Raw genomic sequence first — 20,669 nt, 5'->3', positions numbered from 1 at the left:
CTAAAATCCAGCAACAAATTCAAACCCTGAAACCCCCACGAAATCTGACATCTCTTAATTACGAATTACGAACTACGAATTACGAATTAGTATTAACTCTAGCGGCTGCGCGGACAATCCGGTTGCTATCTTGAGCAAGTTGCTGGCGTAAAATGCTTGGAGTCCCAGAATTATCAGCAACGGCGTAGCGTTCCAGCCAGGATGCAGACTGCGCCGCTTGAGTCAGCACTTCATGGGGAGTTAGCGGGTGGAGGAGTGTCACAAACCGCACAAAGGCATTTTCTGAACTCGCGTATTCTGCAAGTATGCTGACTAAATCATCGGTGCTGGGGTTGTAGAGGCGGTTGAGTCCGCGCAAGGTGGGACTAGTTTGGCGGGTGGTGGGTTGTATAATCAAATCGCGGAGGCTTTCGCGGATGGGTGCAGGGGTGTTGGGATTTTGAGCAACTGCGCGGCGGACTTCGACTTTTTTATCGGTTGCCAGTTGTGTCAGTATTGTTTCAGGTAGGTTAGAATTGCTAGCCGCAGCAGTGCGGACACTGGAGTTTTCATCACCTGCGAGAACTTGTAAGACAGTAATTGGTGTATTGGGGTTAGTCGCTACCTTGATTCGCACCTCTACTTGTTCATCCTGCGCTAGTAATTCCAAAACGCTTACAGGTGCGTTGATTGTAGCCGCAACAGCTTCACGCACGGAGATTTCTGTATCTTCTGCTAACTGTAACCACAACGCCTCTGTCAAATTGGGATGCCGAACTAAACAAACACGCACTTCTACATAAGGATCTTGCACAAGAATGCTCAGTAGTTGTGGTGTTAAGCTGGGGTTGTATGCAAGCGATCGCACTATATTATCATCAGTTGTGGGTGGAAGAATCGAGTGACGATCGGGTGTTGCACCGATAAATTCTCTTCTTGCTAAAATCTCCAATGCCTCAATAGGTGTGCGAGGATTACCAGCTATTGAACGCAGCACATCATTATGATCGCCCGGAAATGCACTTTTGAGCATATGTACTGTTTGATTTGGCGTATTTCCTGAATTTTGGGTACTCAGAACAATTTGAGCAAGTGCGCGAGGCGGTGTGTTGGGATTGCGAACAACTTCCAAACGAGTTGTAAAATCTGGGTGACTAGCTAGCACTTCCAAAGTTTCAGGAAATGTATTAGCATTACTGGCGACAGCACGAACTGTAGCTACATAAGAGTCTCTAGCTAACTGTCTTAAAACGGTGGCTGGTGTATTATGGTGAGATGCGACTCGATAACGCACTGAACTATCGGTGTGACTTGCTAACTGTGACAAAGTTTCAGCAGGCATTTGTGAACCTTTGACAGGATGTTTAATAAAATCAGCGAGATTTTTGCTATTCATGCTTTTAACCGCCTGAGCAAGCACAATTCCTGGTGTATTGGGATTGCGTTGATTTACCAGATTTTCTTCTAATCCCAAGCGAGTGAGAATTGTGACTGGAGTATTGGGGTTAGCAGTCAGTCTTGATTTGACTTCACGGCTAGTATCGTTGGCTAACCGTGTCAAAATTTCAACAGATGAATCAGGATGTTCTGCAACTTTGGCTCTGACTTGCTCAGATTCATCTTGCGCTAGTATTTCTAATAGTTGAATAGGCGTTGGTATTTTATTATGAGATGATTTATACGCAAGTGCCTGTCGAATTTTTACACTGGAATCTCGTGCAAGTTCGAGCAATCGATTGAGGGGTAAATTGGAGTTTTGCGAGACAGCTTGACGCACAGTTTCATCTGGATCTTTTGCCAGTTGTTCCAATATTTGAATCGGAGTTTGATTGCTACGTGCTGCGGTTAGTTTGGCTTTTTGATCTCCCTTTTCCACAACTTGCGCCAAAGCATAAGAACTATTAGTGCGACGAGCCATTAATTGATGAGCGTTTGCAGTTTCTTGCTCCTCCTCTATAGCTAGCAATAACCGATAACGTTCAAGGGGAGGAAAATTGGGATTTTTCAGTACAGTCTCACGTACACTTGAAATATTATTAATTGTTTTCTCTACAGGTTGTCTGGTAAGTTGCACCAAAATATTAGTTGGAGTACCAGGATTTTCAGCTACCCAATTCCGGGTTGTACTATTGCTGTCCTGGGCTAGTTCTGCCAGTGCCTCGGTGGGTGCATTGGGGTTTCTAGAAACTGCTTGACGACCTACACCAGGGCGAGTCATTAACTGAGCTATAATTTCCGCTGGAGTATTTGGATTTCTGGCAATTCCTTCTTGAATATTGTTCCAATTTGTAGAGAGAAGCTGCTGAAAACATTCCATCCTTTGCGCTTCTGAAATCTGTGGATTATAAACAAGTGCTAAAAACAAGTCGCAGTCACTCTCATGAGAAGTAAGTGGTATTGATGGTCTTCTAAGCTGATTAATTAATTCATTCCGTAAAGAAACTGGAGTATTTTGATTGCCAACTAACGCTACAGCTATAGAGCGTTTTCTTGAGTTATTTTTAACACCACTGTTAATTAATGCCAAAATACTTACGATAGTTGTAACTACTTGTTCTTGTAGTTTATTCGATAGCCCAGAAAACATTTCTGTCAATTCAGATAAAAATCTATTCATCAATAGAGATAGCTCATTTTTTGTATCCTCATAAGTTAAATTTCTTGTCATTACCTCCAGAAAATCAGGACTTTCAAACAGTCTCATCAAGTAGTCAACATTAACAACAATATTATTAGGATATAAAGTCTGATGCTTGAGATCAGACATGAATTTGTCAGCAGTGGAATTAAATGAGTTAGCATTAACAGCATACTCAGAGGCTAAAACTCGTCGAATTTCCCGTAAAAGCTTGGTGCGATAAGACTCATTTTGCCCTATCGCCTCTAAAACATACACTGGTGTTTCGGGATTTTTGGCAATTTCGACTTTAATATTGTCCTCCGCATAAAGTATCAACTCTGATAAAATCCGTAGTTTTAGTTGTTCAGGAGTTTGGGAATTTTGGGCAACAGCAAGTTTGACATGAGAATTGGGATACTGTGCCAATCGTTCTAAAATCTCCACCGAAACTTGCGGATGTTCGGCAACATCAGTGAGAAATCTAATCTCATCCTGAACCCATTTTTCAGATATTCCTGGCGTTGATCCGGCTTTTCTTTCTTGTTCTAGTTTTTCCGCTCTTAGTGCTTCTAAATCAATATTTGCTAACTCAGCTAAAAACCTTGTTGGTGTGTTTGGTTGTTTTAATAAAAAATAACGAAGTTCCTTATTTTTCCAAATTGGCTGGTTTGTTACTAATTCATTGAAAATCCGCTCTAAAATACTAGCTGGTAAATTTTTCCTTCTTTTTAAAAGATGCTGTTGAGTTGGAAATAATTGATGCAATATTTCTTCCGTTGCATTCCCATGTTCCGCTACAGCTGCTTGTATCGCTTTATCTTGATGTTCTGCTAGCACAGCCAACACATCTGCGGCTGTTTCTGGATTCTTCGCTACCGCTAACTGAATTTTGTCCACCGCATCCCCAGCCAACTGCATCAGCGTCTTTGCTGGCGCTGAGGGATTTTGCGCCACAGCCAACCGCACCCACGCCCAACGACTCTGCCCCAGCATCGCCAATTGTTCGCTATCAGTATTCCAGTCAGATGCAACGGCATACTGTCCTTCCACGAGTTCAATTAATGGTGGTGGACAACTGGGATTAAACTTCACCGCCAACCGGACTGGTAATTCTAAATCACCCGCTAACTGTTCCAATACTGCCAAGGGCGTTTCTGGCGACTCTGCTACCTGTAACCTTGGTTCTAAAGTTGGTTCTTGTGATAGTCGTTGTAATAATTGCAACCGATAACGCAACGGCATTTGGGGATTTCGCAATCCTTTAATTAGTCGCTCGGCTGGAACCCATTCGCTGAGGAAGCAAGGAGGTACAGTCCCGATTTTGAGTAGTTCTACCGCCAATCGGTCGTTTTGCCCTAGCTGACGCTGTTGCAGGATTTCATCAACTGCTTGCTGCCAGCCGTCTGTTATTTCTCCTGCCAAATTTACGTGCAAACTTGCTGCTTCTGCTACCTGTGCATCAGGACTATTAACTAGAATCTCTAAAAGACTTCGCGGTGTCTGGTAGAAACTAGCAATAGCTAATTGCAATCCTACTGACTGTTGCAATAACTGCTCTGGTGCTGACAAAAATCTTTGCAAATCCGATCCGCTAACTGGCTGAAGAGGTTGCATGGCTGTACAACTAAAGTTAATAGTACATTTATACTATAAAAGGAATACAAAACTATTGTGAAAGTTTTGTATTCCTATCTTTATAATTCCCAATAGCAAACAGACTTAAATACAGTAATCCTATTTGATTTGTGAGAATTGCAAGCTACAGGTGTCACAATGCGGTTTGGTTAATGTTTCGTTTTAACCTTTGAATGGGATTATAGCGGTTCTTGTCCCTTACGAGGTACAAAAACCCCACCCCGCAAGTGTGTGTATACACAAGTCAAATTACCCCCCTTAATCCCCCCGATGTATTGGGGAAAAAGAAATCTAGTTCCCTCCCCTTTACAAGGGGAGGGTTAGGGTGGGGTAAAACTGACACGAAAAACCAAATTAGTAAACTATTTCAGACTTGTGTATACACCGTAGGCAAGCGAGGAGGGGAATATGATGTACCTAATACGATTGGTAAACGCTATTATCATCAAAATTTGATATAAATTTCCACCGATCGCAATCACAGCAAATATTTTTTGTTATTTACTTAATTTGATTATGATTGTTGGCGCTGTTACAACCCGGAATTTTAAAACCGTTTACTATACCTGAGTACTTTCATAAAACAAAAGTAGTTTGCTAAAAACATAAACCTATAATTTGGTAAAGATATTCGTTGTTATCCTAGCCAGCTAAATCACTTTATCTAAGTAAAATCTCAACAATTTCCAAATTATTTTGTGGACTTGGAAGTGATAAATCAAGAATAACTGACTCAAGAAGTAGGAATTAGCAAACAAGTACGGAGAAAAGCCTAATCTGTTCTTTTTTCTGCGCCACTAGTTAAGAGGTAATCTATGGTGCGAAACTCAAAGCTAGGGTACAGAAGGTTCCCTAAGTCTATTCTGCGTCCATCCGTTGCTATAGGTATAATTGCATCTTTATTGATTGGCGGAATAAGTTTTTATATAGTAAAACGCTGGCAAAATTATGCAAATCCAGAGGCACAAGTACCAGCAACACAATTACCACAGTTAACAACGGTAACGGCTTTAGGACGACTCGAACCACAGGGCAAGATAATTAAACTCTCTGCTGCGGTGTCTGCGGAAGGAAGTCGGGTAGAAAAGTTGTTAGTAAAGGAGGGGGATAGGGTAAAAACAGGACAAGCGATCGCAATTTTGAACAGCCGCGATCGCCTCCAAGCAGCATTTAAAGAGGCACAAGAACAAGTAAAAGTAGCCCAGGCAAACCTAAACCGCATCCAAGCAGGTGCTAAACGCGGTGAAATTGCCGCCCAAAAAGCTGCGATCGCTCGTCTAGAAGCCGAACGCCAAGGTGATATTAATGCCCAAGCCGCGACAATTGAGCGATTTCAAGCCGAAGTGCGTAACGCCCAAGCAGAAGACGAACGTTATCAGCAACTATATCAACAGGGCGCAATTTCCGCTTCTCAACGGGATAGTAAGCGTTTAAACTTGGAAACCGCCCAAAAAAGCTTGCAAGAAGCCCAAGCACAGTTAAACCGTACCCAATCAACTAGTCAGCAACAAGTTAAACAAGCCACAGCAACACTCGATGAAATCGCTGAAGTGCGCGGAGTGGATGTAGAAGCAGCTAAAGCAGAAGTCAATCGTGCTGTAGCAGCTATGAATTTGGCAAAAGTCAATCTTGAACAGGCAGAGGTGCGATCGCCCCAAAATGGACAGGTATTTGAGATCCATACTCATCCTGGGGAATTAGTCTCAAATGATGGCATTGCAGATATTGGGCAAACCAGCCAGATGTATGTCATCGCCGAAGTCTACGAAAGCGATATCGGCAAAGTACATTCAGGGCAGCAAGTGCGAATCTTTGGTGATAACCTCCCGATTGAATTGCAGGGAATCGTAGATCGCAAAGGTTTACAAGTGCGACGACAGAATGTCATTAACACAGATCCCGTCAGCAATATCGACAACAGAGTAGTAGAAGTCCACATCCGACTAGATGAAACTTCCAGCCAAAAAGCCGCCACCTTAACCAATATGCAAGTTAAGGCAGTAATTGAATTGTGAAATTTGTCATTAGTCATTAGTCATTAGTCATTTGTCATTTGTCATTGGTTATTAATTCTTCTTCGTTACTCCCTTACTCCCTCATCCCCCCACTCCCCACTTCTTATCATGGGATTGCTCAAACAACTGCGACGGCGAACCCCTCTAGGATGGCTGCAACTAAATCATGAAAAAAGCCGTCTTTTAGTGGCATTATCAGGCATTGCCTTTGCGGATCTTCTGATGTTCATGCAGCTAGGTTTTCAGACTGCGCTATATGACAGTAACACCAGACTACATCGCAGTTTGCAAGCAGACATTGTTTTAACCAGTCCCCAAGCCCGTAATTTACCAAGCTTGTCTACATTTTCTCGTCGGCGACTTTACCAAGCAATGGATATACCAGGGGTGAAGTCAGCCCAAGCAATGTATTTCAACAACACAATCTGGAAGAATCCCCAAACGCATCGGGAGACGGGGGTGTTAGTTATTGGTTTTAACCCAGATAAGCCAGCCTTTGATTTACCAGATGTTAATCAGCAATTGCAAGCGATCAAACTACCCGATACCGTCTTGTTCGATCGTGGTGCAAGAGGAGATTATCAAAAAGCGATCGCTCAAATTGACCAAGGTAAAACCCTGACTGCCGAAATTGAAAGGCGCACAATTACCATTAGTGGCTTATTCCAAGTTGGGGCTTCCTTTGGCTTTGATGGCAACCTGATTACCAGCGATCAAAATTTTTTGCGGCTATTTTCTGGGCGACAGTCCAGTAGTGTCAGTCTAGGTTTGATTGTTCTGAAACCAGGCTATGAACCGAAAAAAGTAGCCGCAATGCTCAAAGCCTACCTCAAAGATGATGTCAGAGTATTCACCCACGCTGAATTTATTGAATTTGAGAACAATTTCTGGAGAACAAATTCCCCAATTGGGTTTATCTTCAGCCTGGGTGTATCGATGGGGTTTGTGGTGGGCGTGATAATCGTTTATCAAGTCCTCTCCACCGATGTTAATGCCCACGTTCGAGAATACGCCACCTTCAAAGCAATGGGATATCGCAATTACTACTTGCTAGGTGTGGTGTTTGAAGAATCGTTGATATTAGCAGCACTGGGCTTTTTCCCCGGATTAGGAGTGTCCTTAGTGCTTTACCAACTGACTCGCAGTGCCACAAATTTGCCTATGTACATGACTGCGATTCGGGCATTGCAGGTATTAGTACTGACCATCATTATGTGTACCATTTCTGGTGCGATCGCTACCCGCAAACTCCAAGCCACCGATCCTGCTGATATGTTTTAAATTTGTCATTCGTCATTGGTCATTGGTCATTTGCAAAGGACAAAGGACAAATGACCAATGATGATCGTCACGAGTAATTGAGCTATTTATGACTAGCAAACCCGTCATCTCTATTAAAAATCTCGACCACCACTTTGGTCACGGCTCACTCCGCAAGCAAGTTTTATGTAACATCAACTTAGAGATTAACGCTGGTGAAATTATTATCATGACTGGGCCCTCTGGTTCTGGAAAGACTACCTTGCTGACCTTAGTGGGTGGGTTGCGTTCTGCCCAATCTGGTAGCTTGCGAGTGTTGGGACGAGAACTTTATGGTGCGAACGCTGAACAATTAGTGCAAGCACGACGCCGTAATGGTTATATTTTCCAAGCACATAACTTGCATGGTAGTTTGACGGCACTCCAAAACGTCAAAATGGCTTTAGAATTGCACAAGCATCTTGGGTTAAAAAAGATGCGAGCTAGGTCAGCCCAAATGTTAGAGCAAGTAGGATTAGGAAATCATTTGCATTATTACCCTGATAAACTGTCTGGAGGGCAAAAACAAAGAATAGCGATCGCTCGTGCTTTAGTCAGTCATCCTCAAATAATCCTTGCGGATGAACCCACCGCCGCCCTTGACAGTCAATCGGGACGAGATGTAGTCAACCTCATGCAAAAACTCGCAAAAGAACAAGGTTGTACCATCTTGATGGTTACTCATGACAACCGCATCCTAGACATTGCCGATCGCATCGTTCAGATGGAAGATGGCAAATTCAAGTCAAAAGTAATACTATCAGCCTAAAGTTAATTAGTGTATTCTCTCATTCAGAGTTGATTTATAAAGTAAATCTTAAATTTGGAGTGTCAGAATCACATTTTTCCCTTAACATCATAGTTTTTGGCGAATCAAGACCTACTCTCACCAAATTTTAAAATATTTACGACTAGTCCTATAGTTTAATTTATCCTCACTGACTTACTTACCTAGTTTAAGTAATTTCCCCATACCGATTTCAACCTAACAATGTGATATTAGTGTCCAGTTGAAAAAGTGTCCAGTTGATTCCAAGATTTCCTTCAAGTACTATTTATGTAATGAAAGTTAAATTTTATGCTCATTGCCAATGTCATACACCTTGGTTATTAAAGTTAAGACCAATTTCCTAAGATTACAGATAAAATGATTTGCCCTTGCAATCCATAAGTACCTGGAGAATTTCCGAAAATTTATGGTTATCGGCTTCAAACAGGAAACACTAGCGATAATAAGCTAATCTATTTTCCAATACAAGCAAGGGTTTTTTTGTAATTCTATGATTCTTGAGAATAGCACTAGTAGTTCAAACAAAAAGTTGCTCGGTTTTGATGTCAAAACTTTGACAGCCAACTGCCGTGGAATAAATGTGTTAAAGGGAATATTTGCTGTTCTCCCCATCGCTTTGGCATTGCCTGTAGATGCTTTGCAAGTAAAGGTGATTCCAACTAATCCGAAATTAGGGGATACACTCTCGGTGGAGATTAATCTAGATAATCCAGAGAATGGTACAAATCCAACAGTAGCTAGTGGTAAGAATACATACCCAGCCTTTGAAATTGCGCCTAATCGGTATCGGGCTTTTGTTCCCACAACTCCATTAGAAAAAGCTGGAACTAGAACACTTCGGGTTGCAGGGGATGGTCAAGTGCAAAACTTGGCAGTGAATGTGCTTAATCGCAAATTCCCCGTACAACGCATTACTTTGCCACCTGGCAAAGCTGGAGTGGATGCCACAGAGTATGAACTTAAGCGGGTGGCAGCTTTTAAGGCACTACAAACACCAGAAAAGTTTTGGAATGGAGTATTCCTAAGGCCAAATGCAGGGCGGATGAGTACAACCTATGGTGTGCGTCGCTACTATAATGGTACATTTGCAAAAGACTACTATCATCGTGGTCTTGACTACGCTGGTGCTGCTAGGTTCATCGGTAATTTCCCCAGCCGCTGGGCGAGTTGCTTTGGTAGGTAGGGTATCCCAAGGGTTTCGGGTACACGGTAACGTAGTTGGCATTGACCACGGTCAAGGAGTAACCAGTATTTTCATGCACCTGAGTCGTATTAACGTTAAAGAAGGTGATTTTGTGAAAGCTGGTCAACTAATTGGTGCAGTAGGTTCAACAGGCGCTTCTACGGGACCGCACTTGCACTGGGGTCTGTATGTCAACGGACAATCTGTTGATCCAACACCTTGGCGAACTAAGGTCGTTAACTAGTAGAGGCAGAATTGATCGTGTCTTTGCATAATTTGTGTATTTTTTGCTGAGAATTAGGCAAAATAAATTGGATTGATACCGTCCCTACCAAGCTTTGCCAACATAAATGATGATAAGCGTTATGAGTATCGAAAAAATTGTAGAACAAGCTCTCCAAGATGGTTATTTGACACCAGCAATGGAAGCAGAAGTCGGTAGAATCTGTGATAACGCCTCGGAACTCTCAATTGAAGAGTATATGGCGTTGGATCGGCTGATGGGTGCGCTATTGACTGGTGAGGTAGTGGCGGTACCTCGCAAACAATTCATTAACGTTATGGAAGAATTGGTGCTGACAGAAGCGATCGCACGAGTCGCAGAAATTGAAGCCACCAGCGAAAGTTCTTTAGATGTCGGAGATATTGCCGCTTACGCTCTCAATCGGCTACCGCCTTTATATGCTACCACAGAAGAAGGTGCTAACTTCCAGCGCCAAACGGCTCAGGCACAGCTGCAAGACTTAATTTCTCAACAAATAAGTGAGGCGATTAACCGTTATCTCGATCGACCCAATTTCTTCCCAGAACGTCAAGCCTTGGGTAAAAATACTGGTAACGAGGTTGTGCGCCAAGTCAGTGCTTTACTCCAAACATACGCACCTAACTTTGAGCAAAAATTATAATTTTCAGAGTCATTAGTCATTAGTTTTAGACAAAGAACAAAGGACTAATGACTCTTAACTAATTAATCACGGACTAAAACTGTTGTCCCTAAACTTACTTGCTCATATAACAATCGGACATCAGAATTACGCATTCTTAAGCAGCCGTGGGATACAGCTGTTCCTACCAGGTCAACATCCGGCGTGCCATGAAAGCCAATTTCATTCCGTCCATCTGACCAAAAACCAATCCATCTATCTCCCAAGGGACTATCCGTACCAGCCTCAAATACTTTACCAGTAATCGGGTGACGCCAAATTGGATAGTGTCGCATGTGGATCACCTGGAAAGAACCTGTGGGCGTTTCCCAACCCTTCTTGCCGATAGCAATCGGGTAGCTGGCTATCACCTCATCTCCTGCGTATACATAAGTCCGCCGATCGCTTAAATCAACCACCACCTGCGTCTTGACATTTGCCAGCCTACTAGATGGTACTTGTTGGGCTGAAGCCTGAGACCACAAACCTTTTGGCCAACTATCTGCAACTGGATTTTGTCTTTCTACTTGCGCCACCAGCCGCGTCTGAGTTGGGAGGTCGCTTGCTTTAGCTACATTATTCTTAATAATTTGGGGCTTAGTTTGAGGCTTAATGGTAGAAGGCTTGAGTTTAGAAGCCCTACGAGTAGTTGTTTTAACTAGATTCTTCTTAATTATTTGCGACTTCTTAATGGTAGAAGGCTTGAGTGTAGAAGCCCTACGAGTAGTTGTTTTAACTTTAATTATTTTTGATTTAGTTTTAGGTTTAATAGCAGAGGACTTTGGTGTAAACGTCCTCTGGGCAGTCGAGCCTTGGGTAACTTCATCAGGTGGCACAGATCCACCCAGCGCAATTTCCCCCAAACTCACTTGGGAAAGATTCTTGTAGACTCCCTCTGGTCGGCTTCCCTTAAGATTGGTTCGGGTAGAATCTCGCCGCATCGAAGTAGATGCAGACTTCTCATACTGCCGTTCCGCCGTACTAATGCGCCAATGGACAGCTAAGGATAAAAATGCTGTGCCAAAACAAAGCAGCATTACCATACGCCCTACAGATTCGTTTCTTACCATTGCCATCGCCTATTGTTTATCCCTGACATATCCAGCCGAGTAATTGAATGAGTTCATCATCCGATTATCAAAAATTTATCAATACTTATCATTTCCGCTGTAAATCTGCCAACACCTCTGGGCAAACTAAGACTATACAAATTATCCCAGCGGCAAAAATCCAAGTAAGCAACCTCATTCCTCAAAAGTTCTGAGGGTCGTAAGCCTCTCCTCGGACTTTTTAGTGGAACTCTTGAAATGTAGTAATCAATCATTAATGGTGTAGGTGGATGAAAAACCATGTTTGAAAAACTATTGCTAGCGGTAACAATTACATTTTCCCTCAATTTATTTTTTCAAGTTCGCGTACCAGAGCAACATAACTCTAGTGCTGCCTTCAAGCCACAACCAGAACAATCAGCAACTATTCTGGTAACGAAATCAAAAAATTAAATCACCATCTTAGCAACCACAGCAACTTAACTTCCAGAAATTATTACCCGAATTTTAAAGGTATCAAGAAGTTAGAATTACAAAATTTTATCTTCATTTTTATAGCTAAATTTAATTATCTCGATCAAGCGTATATACCCAGTTGCTAAAAGTACTAAAATGTGCATTACATCGCGCCTTTATTCGTTGATGGGTCTTAGGCAACTATGGGAGCAGTATAAGGAAAAGTGGCTCTGCTTATTGCTATAAATGTATCCAAAATTGTATGCTTCAGTGTTCCAGTCATAAATCCGTCACCTGAGCATGGAACTTCTGTCCCATTAGCAGGTCTAATAGATAGGGATGATTTAGAGCCAGTACGATCTATGAGTCAATCGATTACTGTATCCTGGTCAACGGTTGATGCAAAGTATCCAGAAGCATCAGTGCAAGTTGACAAACTCCCTAACCACGATTTAATTTTGCGCTGTCAAGCCGGACTGCGACCAGATCGTGTTGCTTTTGCGGAACTATTACGCCGCTATCAAAGTCAAGTCGATCGAGTTCTATACCACCTGGCTCCAGATTGGCCTGATAGAGCCGATTTGGCTCAAGAAGTTTGGATTCGAGTGTATCGGAATATTAACCGATTACAAGAGCCTGCTAAATTTCGGGGCTGGTTAAGCCGCATTGCCACCAATTTGTTTTACGACGAGTTACGGAAACGCAAGCGGGTTATGAGTCCTTTGTCACTGGATGCTCCCCGTTCCTTAGAGGACGGGGAGATGGATTGGGAAATCGCTGGTGATACCCCAGGTCCTGAAGAAGAACTGACAACTAGAGAATTTTACGAGCAATTACGGGAAGCGATCGCGGATTTACCAGAAGTTTTTCGTACTACCATTGTCCTCAGAGAAATCGAAGGCATGGCTTATGAAGAAATTGCCGAAATCACTGGAGTTTCTCTAGGAACTGTGAAGTCCAGAATAGCCAGAGCTAGATCGAGGCTGCAAGCCCACTTGCAGAATTATCTAGACTCTTAATTTTCTTAATTTACAGTATCTTGCCTCTGCCCAATGGCAGAATTTAAGCATAGATTAAGAATTACTAGAAAGACGTAGATTGTTTCTGCCTTTAGGAGGAAAATCGGCTAATTTTCCCGAAATTCCCGCCCAGTTTACCCGTGTATGAATTGGTAATAATGTTAAGATGACTACTGATTCTCAGTTTTACGACCGTTCTCCTTTGCAACTTCCTCAAGATTTGTCAGATGGAATGGCCAAGCATACCAATGAATCAACGGGTCTTATGGATATGGTGAAGCGCGATCGCTTCGAGTTATTGAGTGCTTACCTCGATGGTGAAGTCACAGCCACCGAACGTAGGCAAGTAGAAGAATGGCTGGCAAATGATGCCTCGGTTCAGTGTTTGTATGCCCGACTGTTAAAACTGCGCCAAGGCTTGCGGACGCTCCCAGTGCCAGCAGCCCAACAGTCGCCAGAAGAGACAGTTCAGCAAGTATTGTCACGTTTGCGCCGCCGCTCCCGTTTAAACTGGATGGTGGGGAGTGCAGCCGTTGCTGCTTGTGCGATCGGTGCAATATCTGGCTTAGTAGGTGGTGGTTCGATGGTGCAACAACTAGCACAACGACCACAAAGAGTACCGATACAAACGTCCTCAGCGTCTATAGTTCCCCCTTCGCCGCTGATGGTGGGGCTAAATAACCCGGTAATTGAAATTCCGAAAGCAGCAGTAGCCTCTCCAGAAAATTCAATTTATCAGGTACAGCCGCAAGGACACGACCCCAAACAGGACATAAACTAATCGCAAAGTTAACAGTTTACAGTTGATAACTGGACTTTGGGGTTATACCACAGCCGCTCCACCAGCCCCCAGGTTGGAGGAAACCGCCTAATTGATCGACTTCCTGTAAAGTCATTAAATAAACCCAAGCCCAACTATAAGAGAGCGACTGTGGCTCATAAACCTCGATAATTTGTCGATTATAGAGGTTTTCTGGCGTTTGTCTATTGGGCTGGTAATCTTCCAGCACATCTAGCTCATTTAAAATCTTTGGGTGGGAAAAAGAAAGTAAATATCCGTAAACTTGGCTATCCCCTAGCGTCATCGCTGGGTAGCCCATTGGCAGAGAAAATAATTTGCCTTGTACAAGAGCTATTTTGACATCAAAGACTTTGCCAGCACAGTATCTTTTATAGTTAGCTTCACCTGGTTTGAGCGCGCCGTAGACAAAAACCCGCACCAAATCAGACAATTTTATATTTGATTCAACCATTTAAGGGACTTCCAAAAAATAAATTATCCCAAATTATTTGTAGATTTGTAGGGGCGCAAGACCTTGTGCCCCTACCTTCGCGGAGCGTCCCGCAAGGATGGGATGTTTTTTTAACTGAAAGTCCCTAAAACCTTCATCAAATAATTCTTGCGATATCTGAAAGAGTTGCAGTTTGAGCATAATCAGGCTGCTCCTCAACCGCACTGATATATATAAATCTGTGAGTAGTTGACCTACAATATTAGATTAACCTGCTATGTTGACATAGGTAGGTTGACATAGTAAGTAGACCCAGTAGGAGAATTTTTGGTGGATTCCCGATATAACCCAGCAGCAATTGAGGAAAAATGGCAAAAAACATGGGTAGAACTTGGCTTAGATAAGACACCGACAGTTAGCAATAAGCCAAAATTCTACGCTCTTTCCATGTTCCCTTATCCATCGGGCAGCCTACACATGGGTCACGTCCGTAATTATACGATTACCGATGTGATTGCCCGCCTCAAGCGAATGCAGGGGTATCGGGTAATACACCCAATGGGTTGGGATGCCTTTGGCTTGCCAGCAGAAAACGCCGCTATTGATCGTGGTGTACCACCAGCCAAGTGGACTTATCAGAATATGGCTCAGATGCGGCAACAATTGCAGCGTCTTGGTTTATCCATTGATTGGGAATGCGAACTTGCTACCTGTTCGCCAGATTATTACAAATGGACACAATGGATTTTCTTGCAGTTTTTGCAAGCAGGATTAGCTTATCAAAAAGAAGCAGCAGTAAACTGGGACCCTATCGATCAAACTGTACTAGCAAATGAGCAAGTTGATAACGAAGGACGTTCTTGGCGGAGTGGGGCAATAGTTGAGCGCAAATTATTACGCCAGTGGTTTTTCAAGATTACCGAATACGCCGAAGAATTGCTTAATGACTTACATAAATTGACAGGTTGGCCGGAACGCGTCAAGTCAATGCAGGCAAACTGGATTGGCAAATCTACAGGCGCTTACTTAGAATTTCCCATCATTGGGATAGATGAAAAAATTGGAGTGTACACCACACGCCCAGATACCGTTTATGGTGTCAGCTATCTAGTGTTAGCACCAGAACATCCTTTAACAAAACGCGTCACTACAAAAGAACAACAAGCAGCGGTAGAAGCCTTTATTAAAGAGGTTTCCCGTCAAAGTGAGTTGGAACGTACTGCTGACGACAAACCTAAACGGGGTATCCCCACAGGTGGTAAGGCAATTAACCCATTTACAGGAGAAGAAGTGCCGATTTGGATTGCTGACTATGTACTGTACGAGTATGGTACTGGAGCAGTAATGGGTGTACCAGCACACGATGTCCGGGATTTTAAGTTTGCCAAAAATTACGATTTGCCAGTTGATTTTGTCATCGTTTCCCCAGATGATGTTGCAGGTTTTGACTTAACCCCAACATCAGACATTGATGAAGTCACACAACTCATTCAAATTGAATACAACCAGGCATACACGGAACCAGGAATTTTAATTAATTCTGGGGCTTTTACTGGTATGACTTCCACAGATGCTAAACAAGCAATCATTGAATACGCCGAACAACAAGGTTTTGGTAAAGTGCGGGTGCAATATCGCTTGCGGGATTGGTTGATTTCGCGGCAGCGTTACTGGGGCGCACCAATACCTGTAATTCACTGTCCTAACTGTGGGATAGTACCAGTTCCTGATAAAGATTTGCCAGTACAGTTGCCAGAAGAGGTGGAATTTACTGGACGTGGCGGTTCACCTTTGACTCAGTTGGAAAGTTGGGTAAATGTACCTTGTCCAACTTGTGGCACTCCAGCGAAGCGGGAAACGGACACGATGGATACTTTTATTGATTCCTCGTGGTATTTCTTGCGGTTTCCTGACGCTAAGAATGAACAACAGGTTTTTGATTCCAGTAAAATAAACGACTGGATGCCAGTTGACCAGTATGTGGGTGGGATTGAACACGCGATTTTACATTTGTTGTATTCGCGGTTCTTTACTAAGGTTCTGCGGGACAGAGGCTTGTTAAATTTTGATGAACCCTTCCAACGCTTGTTAACACAAGGTATGGTGCAGGGTTTAACTTATCTAAATCCTAATAAGGGTGGTAAAGATAAATGGATTGCTTCTAATCTGGTTAATTCAGCCGACCCGCGCGACCCCCAGACAGGTGAACCGTTGCAACGTCTCTATGCCACCATGTCTAAATCAAAGGGCAACGGTGTAGCGCCAGAAGATGTAATTTCCAAATATGGTGTAGATACAGCGCGGATGTTCATTTTGTTTAAAGCGCCGCCAGAAAAAGATTTGGAATGGGATGAAGCCGACGTGGAAGGACAATTCCGCTTCTTAAATCGGGTTTGGCGTTTGGTGACAGATTATATTGCTGCTGGGGTATCCCGTAAAAAACCCCAATCTGATTTAACTAAGGTAGAAAAGGAATTGCGGCGGGCGATTCACACGGCGATTCAAGCGGTGACAGAAGATGTGGAAGACGAATATCAATTCAACACCGCTATTTCAGAATTAATGAAGTTGAGTAATGCCTTAACTGATGCTGACGGCAAAAATTCACGAATTTACGCAGAAGGTATTTGGACTTTGGTGGTTTTACTAGCACCATTTGCACCACATATTGCTGATGAATTGTGGCATTTATTGGGTGAAAGTGATTCAGTTCATACTCAAACTTGGCCATCATTTGACCCGGCTGCTTTAGTAGCTGATGAAATCACTTTAGTGATTCAAGTTATGGGTAAAACTCGCGGCTCGATTCAAGTACCAGCACAAGCAGATAAAGCAGCGTTGGAAAAATATGCTCGTGAATCAGAAATTGCCCAGCGTTACATCGAAGGCAAAGAGATTAAAAAGGTAATTGTGGTGCCTGGAAAGTTGGTGAACTTTGTAGTTAGCTAAGTACGGCTTTGTGTAAAATCGTGGCGAATTGAGGGTTGAAATTTAAACGCAAAGTGGCGCAAAGGAAAGCGCAGAGGTACGCAGAGAACTCGCTATGAATTAATTAAATGTTGTACTTAGCAATTGATAAAATTGTAAATTTAGCCTGACAAAACATCAGAGGATTTACATCTGTGACACTAAAAGAGTTAGAACAACAACTGCTTGCCCTCAGTCCTGGTGAAAAATTGCAGGCTATACAGTTACTTGCTCAAAGTCTCGCCAACAATTGGCAAGGAATTGAAAAAACTCCTAGAGTCTGTGGTGGAGAGGCTCGCATCGCTAAAACTCGTATTCCCGTTTGGGTACTTGTGGAAGCTCGCGGTCTTGGATATAGTGATGCTGACCTTTTGACGAGCTATCCAACTATTACAGCTACAGATTTAGCTAATGCTTGGGTATATGCAGAAGCTCATCCCAATGAAATCGAATTGGCAATTGAGCGTAATGAGGTAGCCTAATCGATGGCACGGTTTTACGCAGATGAGCAGTTTCCCTTTCCAGTTGTGGAATTATTACGCGCTTTGGGGCATGATGTTTTGACAGTTCAAGAAGCAGAAAATGCAGACCAAGGTATACCTGATGAGGAAGTGCTAGCATTTGCCATAAGTCAAGAACGCTCAATATTAACTATCAACAGAGTTGATTTTATCCGTTTGCATCGTCGTGATTCTAACCACTTCGGTATTTTTGTTTGCACGAATAATCGTAATTGGGAACAATTTGCAGCACGGATAGATGAGGCTGTGGCAACAGAAGAACCTTTGCAAGGAAAACTAATTCGTGTGGTACGTCCAGTCACTTAACAAGGTTTTGACGGAACACACAAATTTTAAAGTCGTAAAGTATATGTTGTTACAATTTTTACAGCAGTAGTTTATTCCTCTGATAGATGTGTATTTAAACACAGATGTATAACTATCCAGAGAGTAGGACTGTTTTATTTATACACAAAAAAGCGCTTGAGAGTTTTGCTCACTCAAGCGCTTTTCTGTAAAAGCTTATACCAACTCACTCGTTTGATGCAACATTTGAAATCTGCAACATTCCCTGAGGAGGGAGTATTACGAGGATAACTTGTGACAAACATGTGGTGAAATGGTATCACTCCTTGCACTAACTAAGAATATCTCTTTTACAAGAATACCGGGGATCTAGTGAGTGACAGTTTATGAACTGAACACTAGTTAAAAACGACTCACCGTGAATAGTAACTAAGGAGACTAAGCACGATTGTAGCAATTTTGTAAGTATAGTATAAAAACTTATAGTTTATTAGCATAGGCGTAGTCTGCTGTCGGCATCGCTTACCACTAAGTGCAGTATCAAAAAGTGCAGCAAGTAGTAGCATAAATATCTCACTGCGGCAAATTAGTCGCTATCAAATAAGCCAGAGAATGCTTGGATATTGGCATCGAAGCGATTTTGACTCAAATAAATCATAGATGAAGGTATTTTTTAGACAATGGAAACCCAAGAACAAATCTTCAACCCAAATAGATTGAAAAGTTTGAGTTGGGTATCTTCTATCTCTTAGCAAACGGTGACATCCAAGTCTTCTGTATAGTGTAGGGGGTTACTTCTTTCATGGAAGCAAAACACAACTTTTTCACCGACAATTACCGCGATGTTCAAAACGATTTCGCGTTTTTCTATAAAAACAACTGAGGTGGATTATGGGTAAATTTTAAGAATTTATCGTACCTATGCCTCATCTAGATAGATGTTTCATCTTTAGCTAAAATAGCCGTTCGCCTACGAGCAGACACCTTAACCTGGCGTCTAGGTGTGTGGTAAGATTGCCTGGAACAGAGGTTTTATCTGAGTTAGAGTCTGGTATAAATTGCAAAGGTCAAGCTGACCGATCATTAACTCCCACAATACTTTTCCTATAAATTTGGAAAATATACAACAAGGCTGGTGACGATCTGAGTGGAATTTGTAGATGAATATCTAAGGATTTGCTATCAGACTTAACCAACTTTCCACAATTTTGACTTTTATTTGACTTTTAGGATAGACACATGAACGATAAGCTGATGCTGATGATTCCAGGCCCTACACCGGTACCAGAAGCTGCCTTACTGGCATTAGCCAAGCATCCGATTGGACACCGTACTAGTGAATTTAGCAACATATTGGCAGAGGTGACAGAAAACCTGAAGTGGCTGCACCAAACTCAAAGTGATGTGCTGATGCTGAATGTCAGTGGTACGGGTGCTGTAGAAGCGGGAATAATTAATTTTCTCTCTCCAGGTGATCGCATTTTAGTTGGTTCTAATGGTAAATTTGGTGAACGCTGGGTAGAAGTTGGCCAAGCCTACGGTTTGAATGTAGAAGAAGTTAAGGTGGAATGGGGAAAACCCTTAGACCCCGCAGTATTTGCTGAAAAACTCCAAGCAGATACGCAAAAGCAAATCAAAGCCGTAATCATTACCCACAGCGAAACCTCGACGGGTGTGTTGAATGACCTAGAAACCATCAACCGCCACGTTAAAGAACACGGTGAAGCTTTAATTATCGTTGATGCGGTGACTAGCTTGGGTGCGTTTAATCTACCCGTGGATGCTTGGGGCTTGGATATCGTCGCCTCCGGTTCCCAAAAAGGTTATATGATTCCGCCCGGATTGGGTTTTGTTTCTGTCAGTGCCAAGGCTTGGGAAGCTTACAAAACTGCGAAGCTACCAAAATATTATTTGGACTTAGGCAAATATCGTAAAGCCACAGCCAAAAATACAACTCCATTTACTCCGCCTGTGAACTTAATTGTAGCGTTACACACCACGTTGCGAATGATGAAAGAGGAAGGCTTGGAGTCAATATTTGCTCGACACGAACGGCTGAAAAATGCTACCCGCGCCGCCATTCAAGGGTTAAATTTACCCCTGTTTGCAGCAGATAGTTCCGCTAGTCCAGCGATTACGGCTGTAGCACCACAGGGAATTGAACCTGATAAGATTCGGTCATTGATGAAAAAACGCTTTGATATTGCCCTAGCAGGTGGTCAAGACCATTTGAGCAATAAAATTTTCCGTATTGGTCACTTGGGTTTTGTGAGCGATCGCGATATCCTTAGCTGCATAGCATCTTTAGAAGTTATCCTCACAGAACTTGGCTACGAAGACTTTACCCCTGGTTCTGGTATAGCAGCAGCAGTTAAAGTGTTTAGTCAGTCCTGAGTACTAAATCAAAAGAGCGAGTTGATAATTTAACTCGCTCTTTAATTTGTATGTAGAGTAGAAACCGTCAAAGTCAAGAGAGCTATATATCAATCTTTGCATAAGTGTAGAGTTGATATGACATACCTCAATTCTCCTAAATGACACCAAGTTGCCCTAGATAGTATTATTTGCTTTGGAGAAAGTCGCACTGTATCTTTGACACCAAACAAGACTAACTTTGGCAACTTTGTATCATCCCAAATTGGCATAAATAGTATTGTTTGAGATTCTGCTAATAGGCATTTGATAGAAACTTTTAA

Annotated in this window: 14 protein-coding genes and 1 pseudogene; 12 read left to right on the top strand and 3 right to left on the bottom strand. The window is 42.6% G+C overall.

The annotated features are described in order from the left end of the window. Positions 1–79 precede the first annotated feature (79 nt). A complete protein-coding gene (locus tag QUD05_RS24380; protein WP_289798344.1) occupies positions 80–4,213 on the bottom strand; it encodes a HEAT repeat domain-containing protein in 4,134 nt (1,377 codons plus the stop codon). Between the two features lie 836 nt (positions 4,214–5,049). Between QUD05_RS24380 and QUD05_RS24375 the strand changes: the two genes are divergently transcribed. The 5 genes and pseudogenes from QUD05_RS24375 to QUD05_RS24355 all read left to right on the top strand — a co-directional run bounded on the left by QUD05_RS24375 (position 5,050) and on the right by QUD05_RS24355 (position 10,426). Next, positions 5,050–6,249 carry an ABC exporter membrane fusion protein gene (locus tag QUD05_RS24375; RefSeq protein WP_289798343.1) on the top strand — a complete coding sequence of 400 codons (1,200 nt, stop codon included), beginning with the start codon at positions 5,050–5,052 and terminating at the stop codon, positions 6,247–6,249. Positions 6,250–6,357: 108 nt separating this feature from the next. Further along, positions 6,358–7,530: an ABC transporter permease DevC gene (gene devC / locus QUD05_RS24370; protein ID WP_289798342.1), complete on the top strand. Its 1,173-nt coding sequence runs from the start codon at positions 6,358–6,360 to the stop codon at positions 7,528–7,530. An 88-nt stretch (positions 7,531–7,618) separates the two neighbouring features. Continuing rightward, positions 7,619–8,317, top strand: coding sequence for a DevA family ABC transporter ATP-binding protein (locus QUD05_RS24365; protein WP_289798341.1), 699 nt, complete (start codon positions 7,619–7,621; stop codon positions 8,315–8,317). Between the two features lie 511 nt (positions 8,318–8,828). Further along, positions 8,829–9,765, top strand: a pseudogene (locus QUD05_RS24360) (M23 family metallopeptidase). Between the two features lie 121 nt (positions 9,766–9,886). Further along, positions 9,887–10,426 (top strand): late competence development ComFB family protein, encoded by a 540-nt coding sequence (locus QUD05_RS24355; protein ID WP_190909652.1) that lies wholly within the window; start codon positions 9,887–9,889, stop codon positions 10,424–10,426. Between the two features lie 62 nt (positions 10,427–10,488). Here QUD05_RS24355 and QUD05_RS24350 read toward each other — a convergent pair whose 3' ends face one another. Next, complete coding sequence (locus QUD05_RS24350; protein WP_289800067.1) at positions 10,489–11,136, bottom strand: L,D-transpeptidase; 648 nt, start codon at positions 11,134–11,136, stop codon at positions 10,489–10,491. A gap of 657 nt (positions 11,137–11,793) precedes the next feature. Between QUD05_RS24350 and QUD05_RS24345 the strand changes: the two genes are divergently transcribed. The 3 genes from QUD05_RS24345 to QUD05_RS24335 all read left to right on the top strand — a co-directional run bounded on the left by QUD05_RS24345 (position 11,794) and on the right by QUD05_RS24335 (position 13,749). Further along, positions 11,794–11,946 carry a QAALIT motif small membrane protein gene (locus QUD05_RS24345; RefSeq protein WP_289798340.1) on the top strand — a complete coding sequence of 51 codons (153 nt, stop codon included), beginning with the start codon at positions 11,794–11,796 and terminating at the stop codon, positions 11,944–11,946. A gap of 365 nt (positions 11,947–12,311) precedes the next feature. Then, positions 12,312–12,968 carry an RNA polymerase sigma factor SigG gene (sigG, locus tag QUD05_RS24340; protein ID WP_289798339.1) on the top strand — a complete coding sequence of 219 codons (657 nt, stop codon included), beginning with the start codon at positions 12,312–12,314 and terminating at the stop codon, positions 12,966–12,968. Between the two features lie 166 nt (positions 12,969–13,134). Further along, entirely contained in the window at positions 13,135–13,749 is a 615-nt protein-coding gene (locus tag QUD05_RS24335) for an anti-sigma factor SapG (protein ID WP_289798338.1), read from the top strand. A 16-nt stretch (positions 13,750–13,765) separates the two neighbouring features. On the opposite strand, the gene QUD05_RS24330 is transcribed toward QUD05_RS24335, so the two are convergent. Then, complete coding sequence (locus QUD05_RS24330; RefSeq protein ID WP_289798337.1) at positions 13,766–14,221, bottom strand: gamma-glutamylcyclotransferase family protein; 456 nt, start codon at positions 14,219–14,221, stop codon at positions 13,766–13,768. A 309-nt stretch (positions 14,222–14,530) separates the two neighbouring features. Between QUD05_RS24330 and leuS the strand changes: the two genes are divergently transcribed. The 4 genes from leuS to QUD05_RS24310 all read left to right on the top strand — a co-directional run bounded on the left by leuS (position 14,531) and on the right by QUD05_RS24310 (position 20,367). Then, the gene (gene leuS / locus QUD05_RS24325) at positions 14,531–17,149 is read left to right on the top strand and encodes a leucine--tRNA ligase (RefSeq protein ID WP_289798336.1); all 2,619 of its coding nucleotides are present in this window, start codon (positions 14,531–14,533) and stop codon (positions 17,147–17,149) included. Between the two features lie 173 nt (positions 17,150–17,322). Then, complete coding sequence (locus tag QUD05_RS24320; RefSeq protein WP_289798335.1) at positions 17,323–17,649, top strand: DUF433 domain-containing protein; 327 nt, start codon at positions 17,323–17,325, stop codon at positions 17,647–17,649. A gap of 3 nt (positions 17,650–17,652) precedes the next feature. Then, positions 17,653–17,994 (top strand): DUF5615 family PIN-like protein, encoded by a 342-nt coding sequence (locus tag QUD05_RS24315; protein WP_094352559.1) that lies wholly within the window; start codon positions 17,653–17,655, stop codon positions 17,992–17,994. Positions 17,995–19,212: 1,218 nt separating this feature from the next. Continuing rightward, positions 19,213–20,367, top strand: a complete 1,155-nt coding sequence (locus QUD05_RS24310) for a pyridoxal-phosphate-dependent aminotransferase family protein (RefSeq protein WP_289798334.1) — start codon at positions 19,213–19,215, stop codon at positions 20,365–20,367. Positions 20,368–20,669: the final 302 nt, after the last annotated feature.

The organism is Nostoc sp. GT001 (genome assembly GCF_030382115.1).
GTDB lineage: Bacteria > Cyanobacteriota > Cyanobacteriia > Cyanobacteriales > Nostocaceae > Nostoc.
This window is presented reverse-complemented; position numbering and strand designations above follow the sequence as displayed.

Bases quoted from the DNA above. Each gene is read 5' to 3' on its own strand.
- QUD05_RS24380 (WP_289798344.1), bottom strand. From the start codon at position 4,213: ATGCAACCTCTTCAGCCAGTTAGCGGATCGGATTTGCAAAGATTTTTG.
- QUD05_RS24375 (WP_289798343.1), top strand. From the start codon at position 5,050: ATGGTGCGAAACTCAAAGCTAGGGTACAGAAGGTTCCCTAAGTCTATT.
- devC (WP_289798342.1), top strand. From the start codon at position 6,358: ATGGGATTGCTCAAACAACTGCGACGGCGAACCCCTCTAGGATGGCTG.
- QUD05_RS24365 (WP_289798341.1), top strand. From the start codon at position 7,619: ATGACTAGCAAACCCGTCATCTCTATTAAAAATCTCGACCACCACTTT.
- QUD05_RS24355 (WP_190909652.1), top strand. From the start codon at position 9,887: ATGAGTATCGAAAAAATTGTAGAACAAGCTCTCCAAGATGGTTATTTG.
- QUD05_RS24345 (WP_289798340.1), top strand. From the start codon at position 11,794: ATGTTTGAAAAACTATTGCTAGCGGTAACAATTACATTTTCCCTCAAT.
- sigG (WP_289798339.1), top strand. From the start codon at position 12,312: ATGAGTCAATCGATTACTGTATCCTGGTCAACGGTTGATGCAAAGTAT.
- QUD05_RS24335 (WP_289798338.1), top strand. From the start codon at position 13,135: ATGACTACTGATTCTCAGTTTTACGACCGTTCTCCTTTGCAACTTCCT.
- QUD05_RS24330 (WP_289798337.1), bottom strand. From the start codon at position 14,221: ATGGTTGAATCAAATATAAAATTGTCTGATTTGGTGCGGGTTTTTGTC.
- QUD05_RS24315 (WP_094352559.1), top strand. From the start codon at position 17,653: ATGGCACGGTTTTACGCAGATGAGCAGTTTCCCTTTCCAGTTGTGGAA.
- QUD05_RS24310 (WP_289798334.1), top strand. From the start codon at position 19,213: ATGAACGATAAGCTGATGCTGATGATTCCAGGCCCTACACCGGTACCA.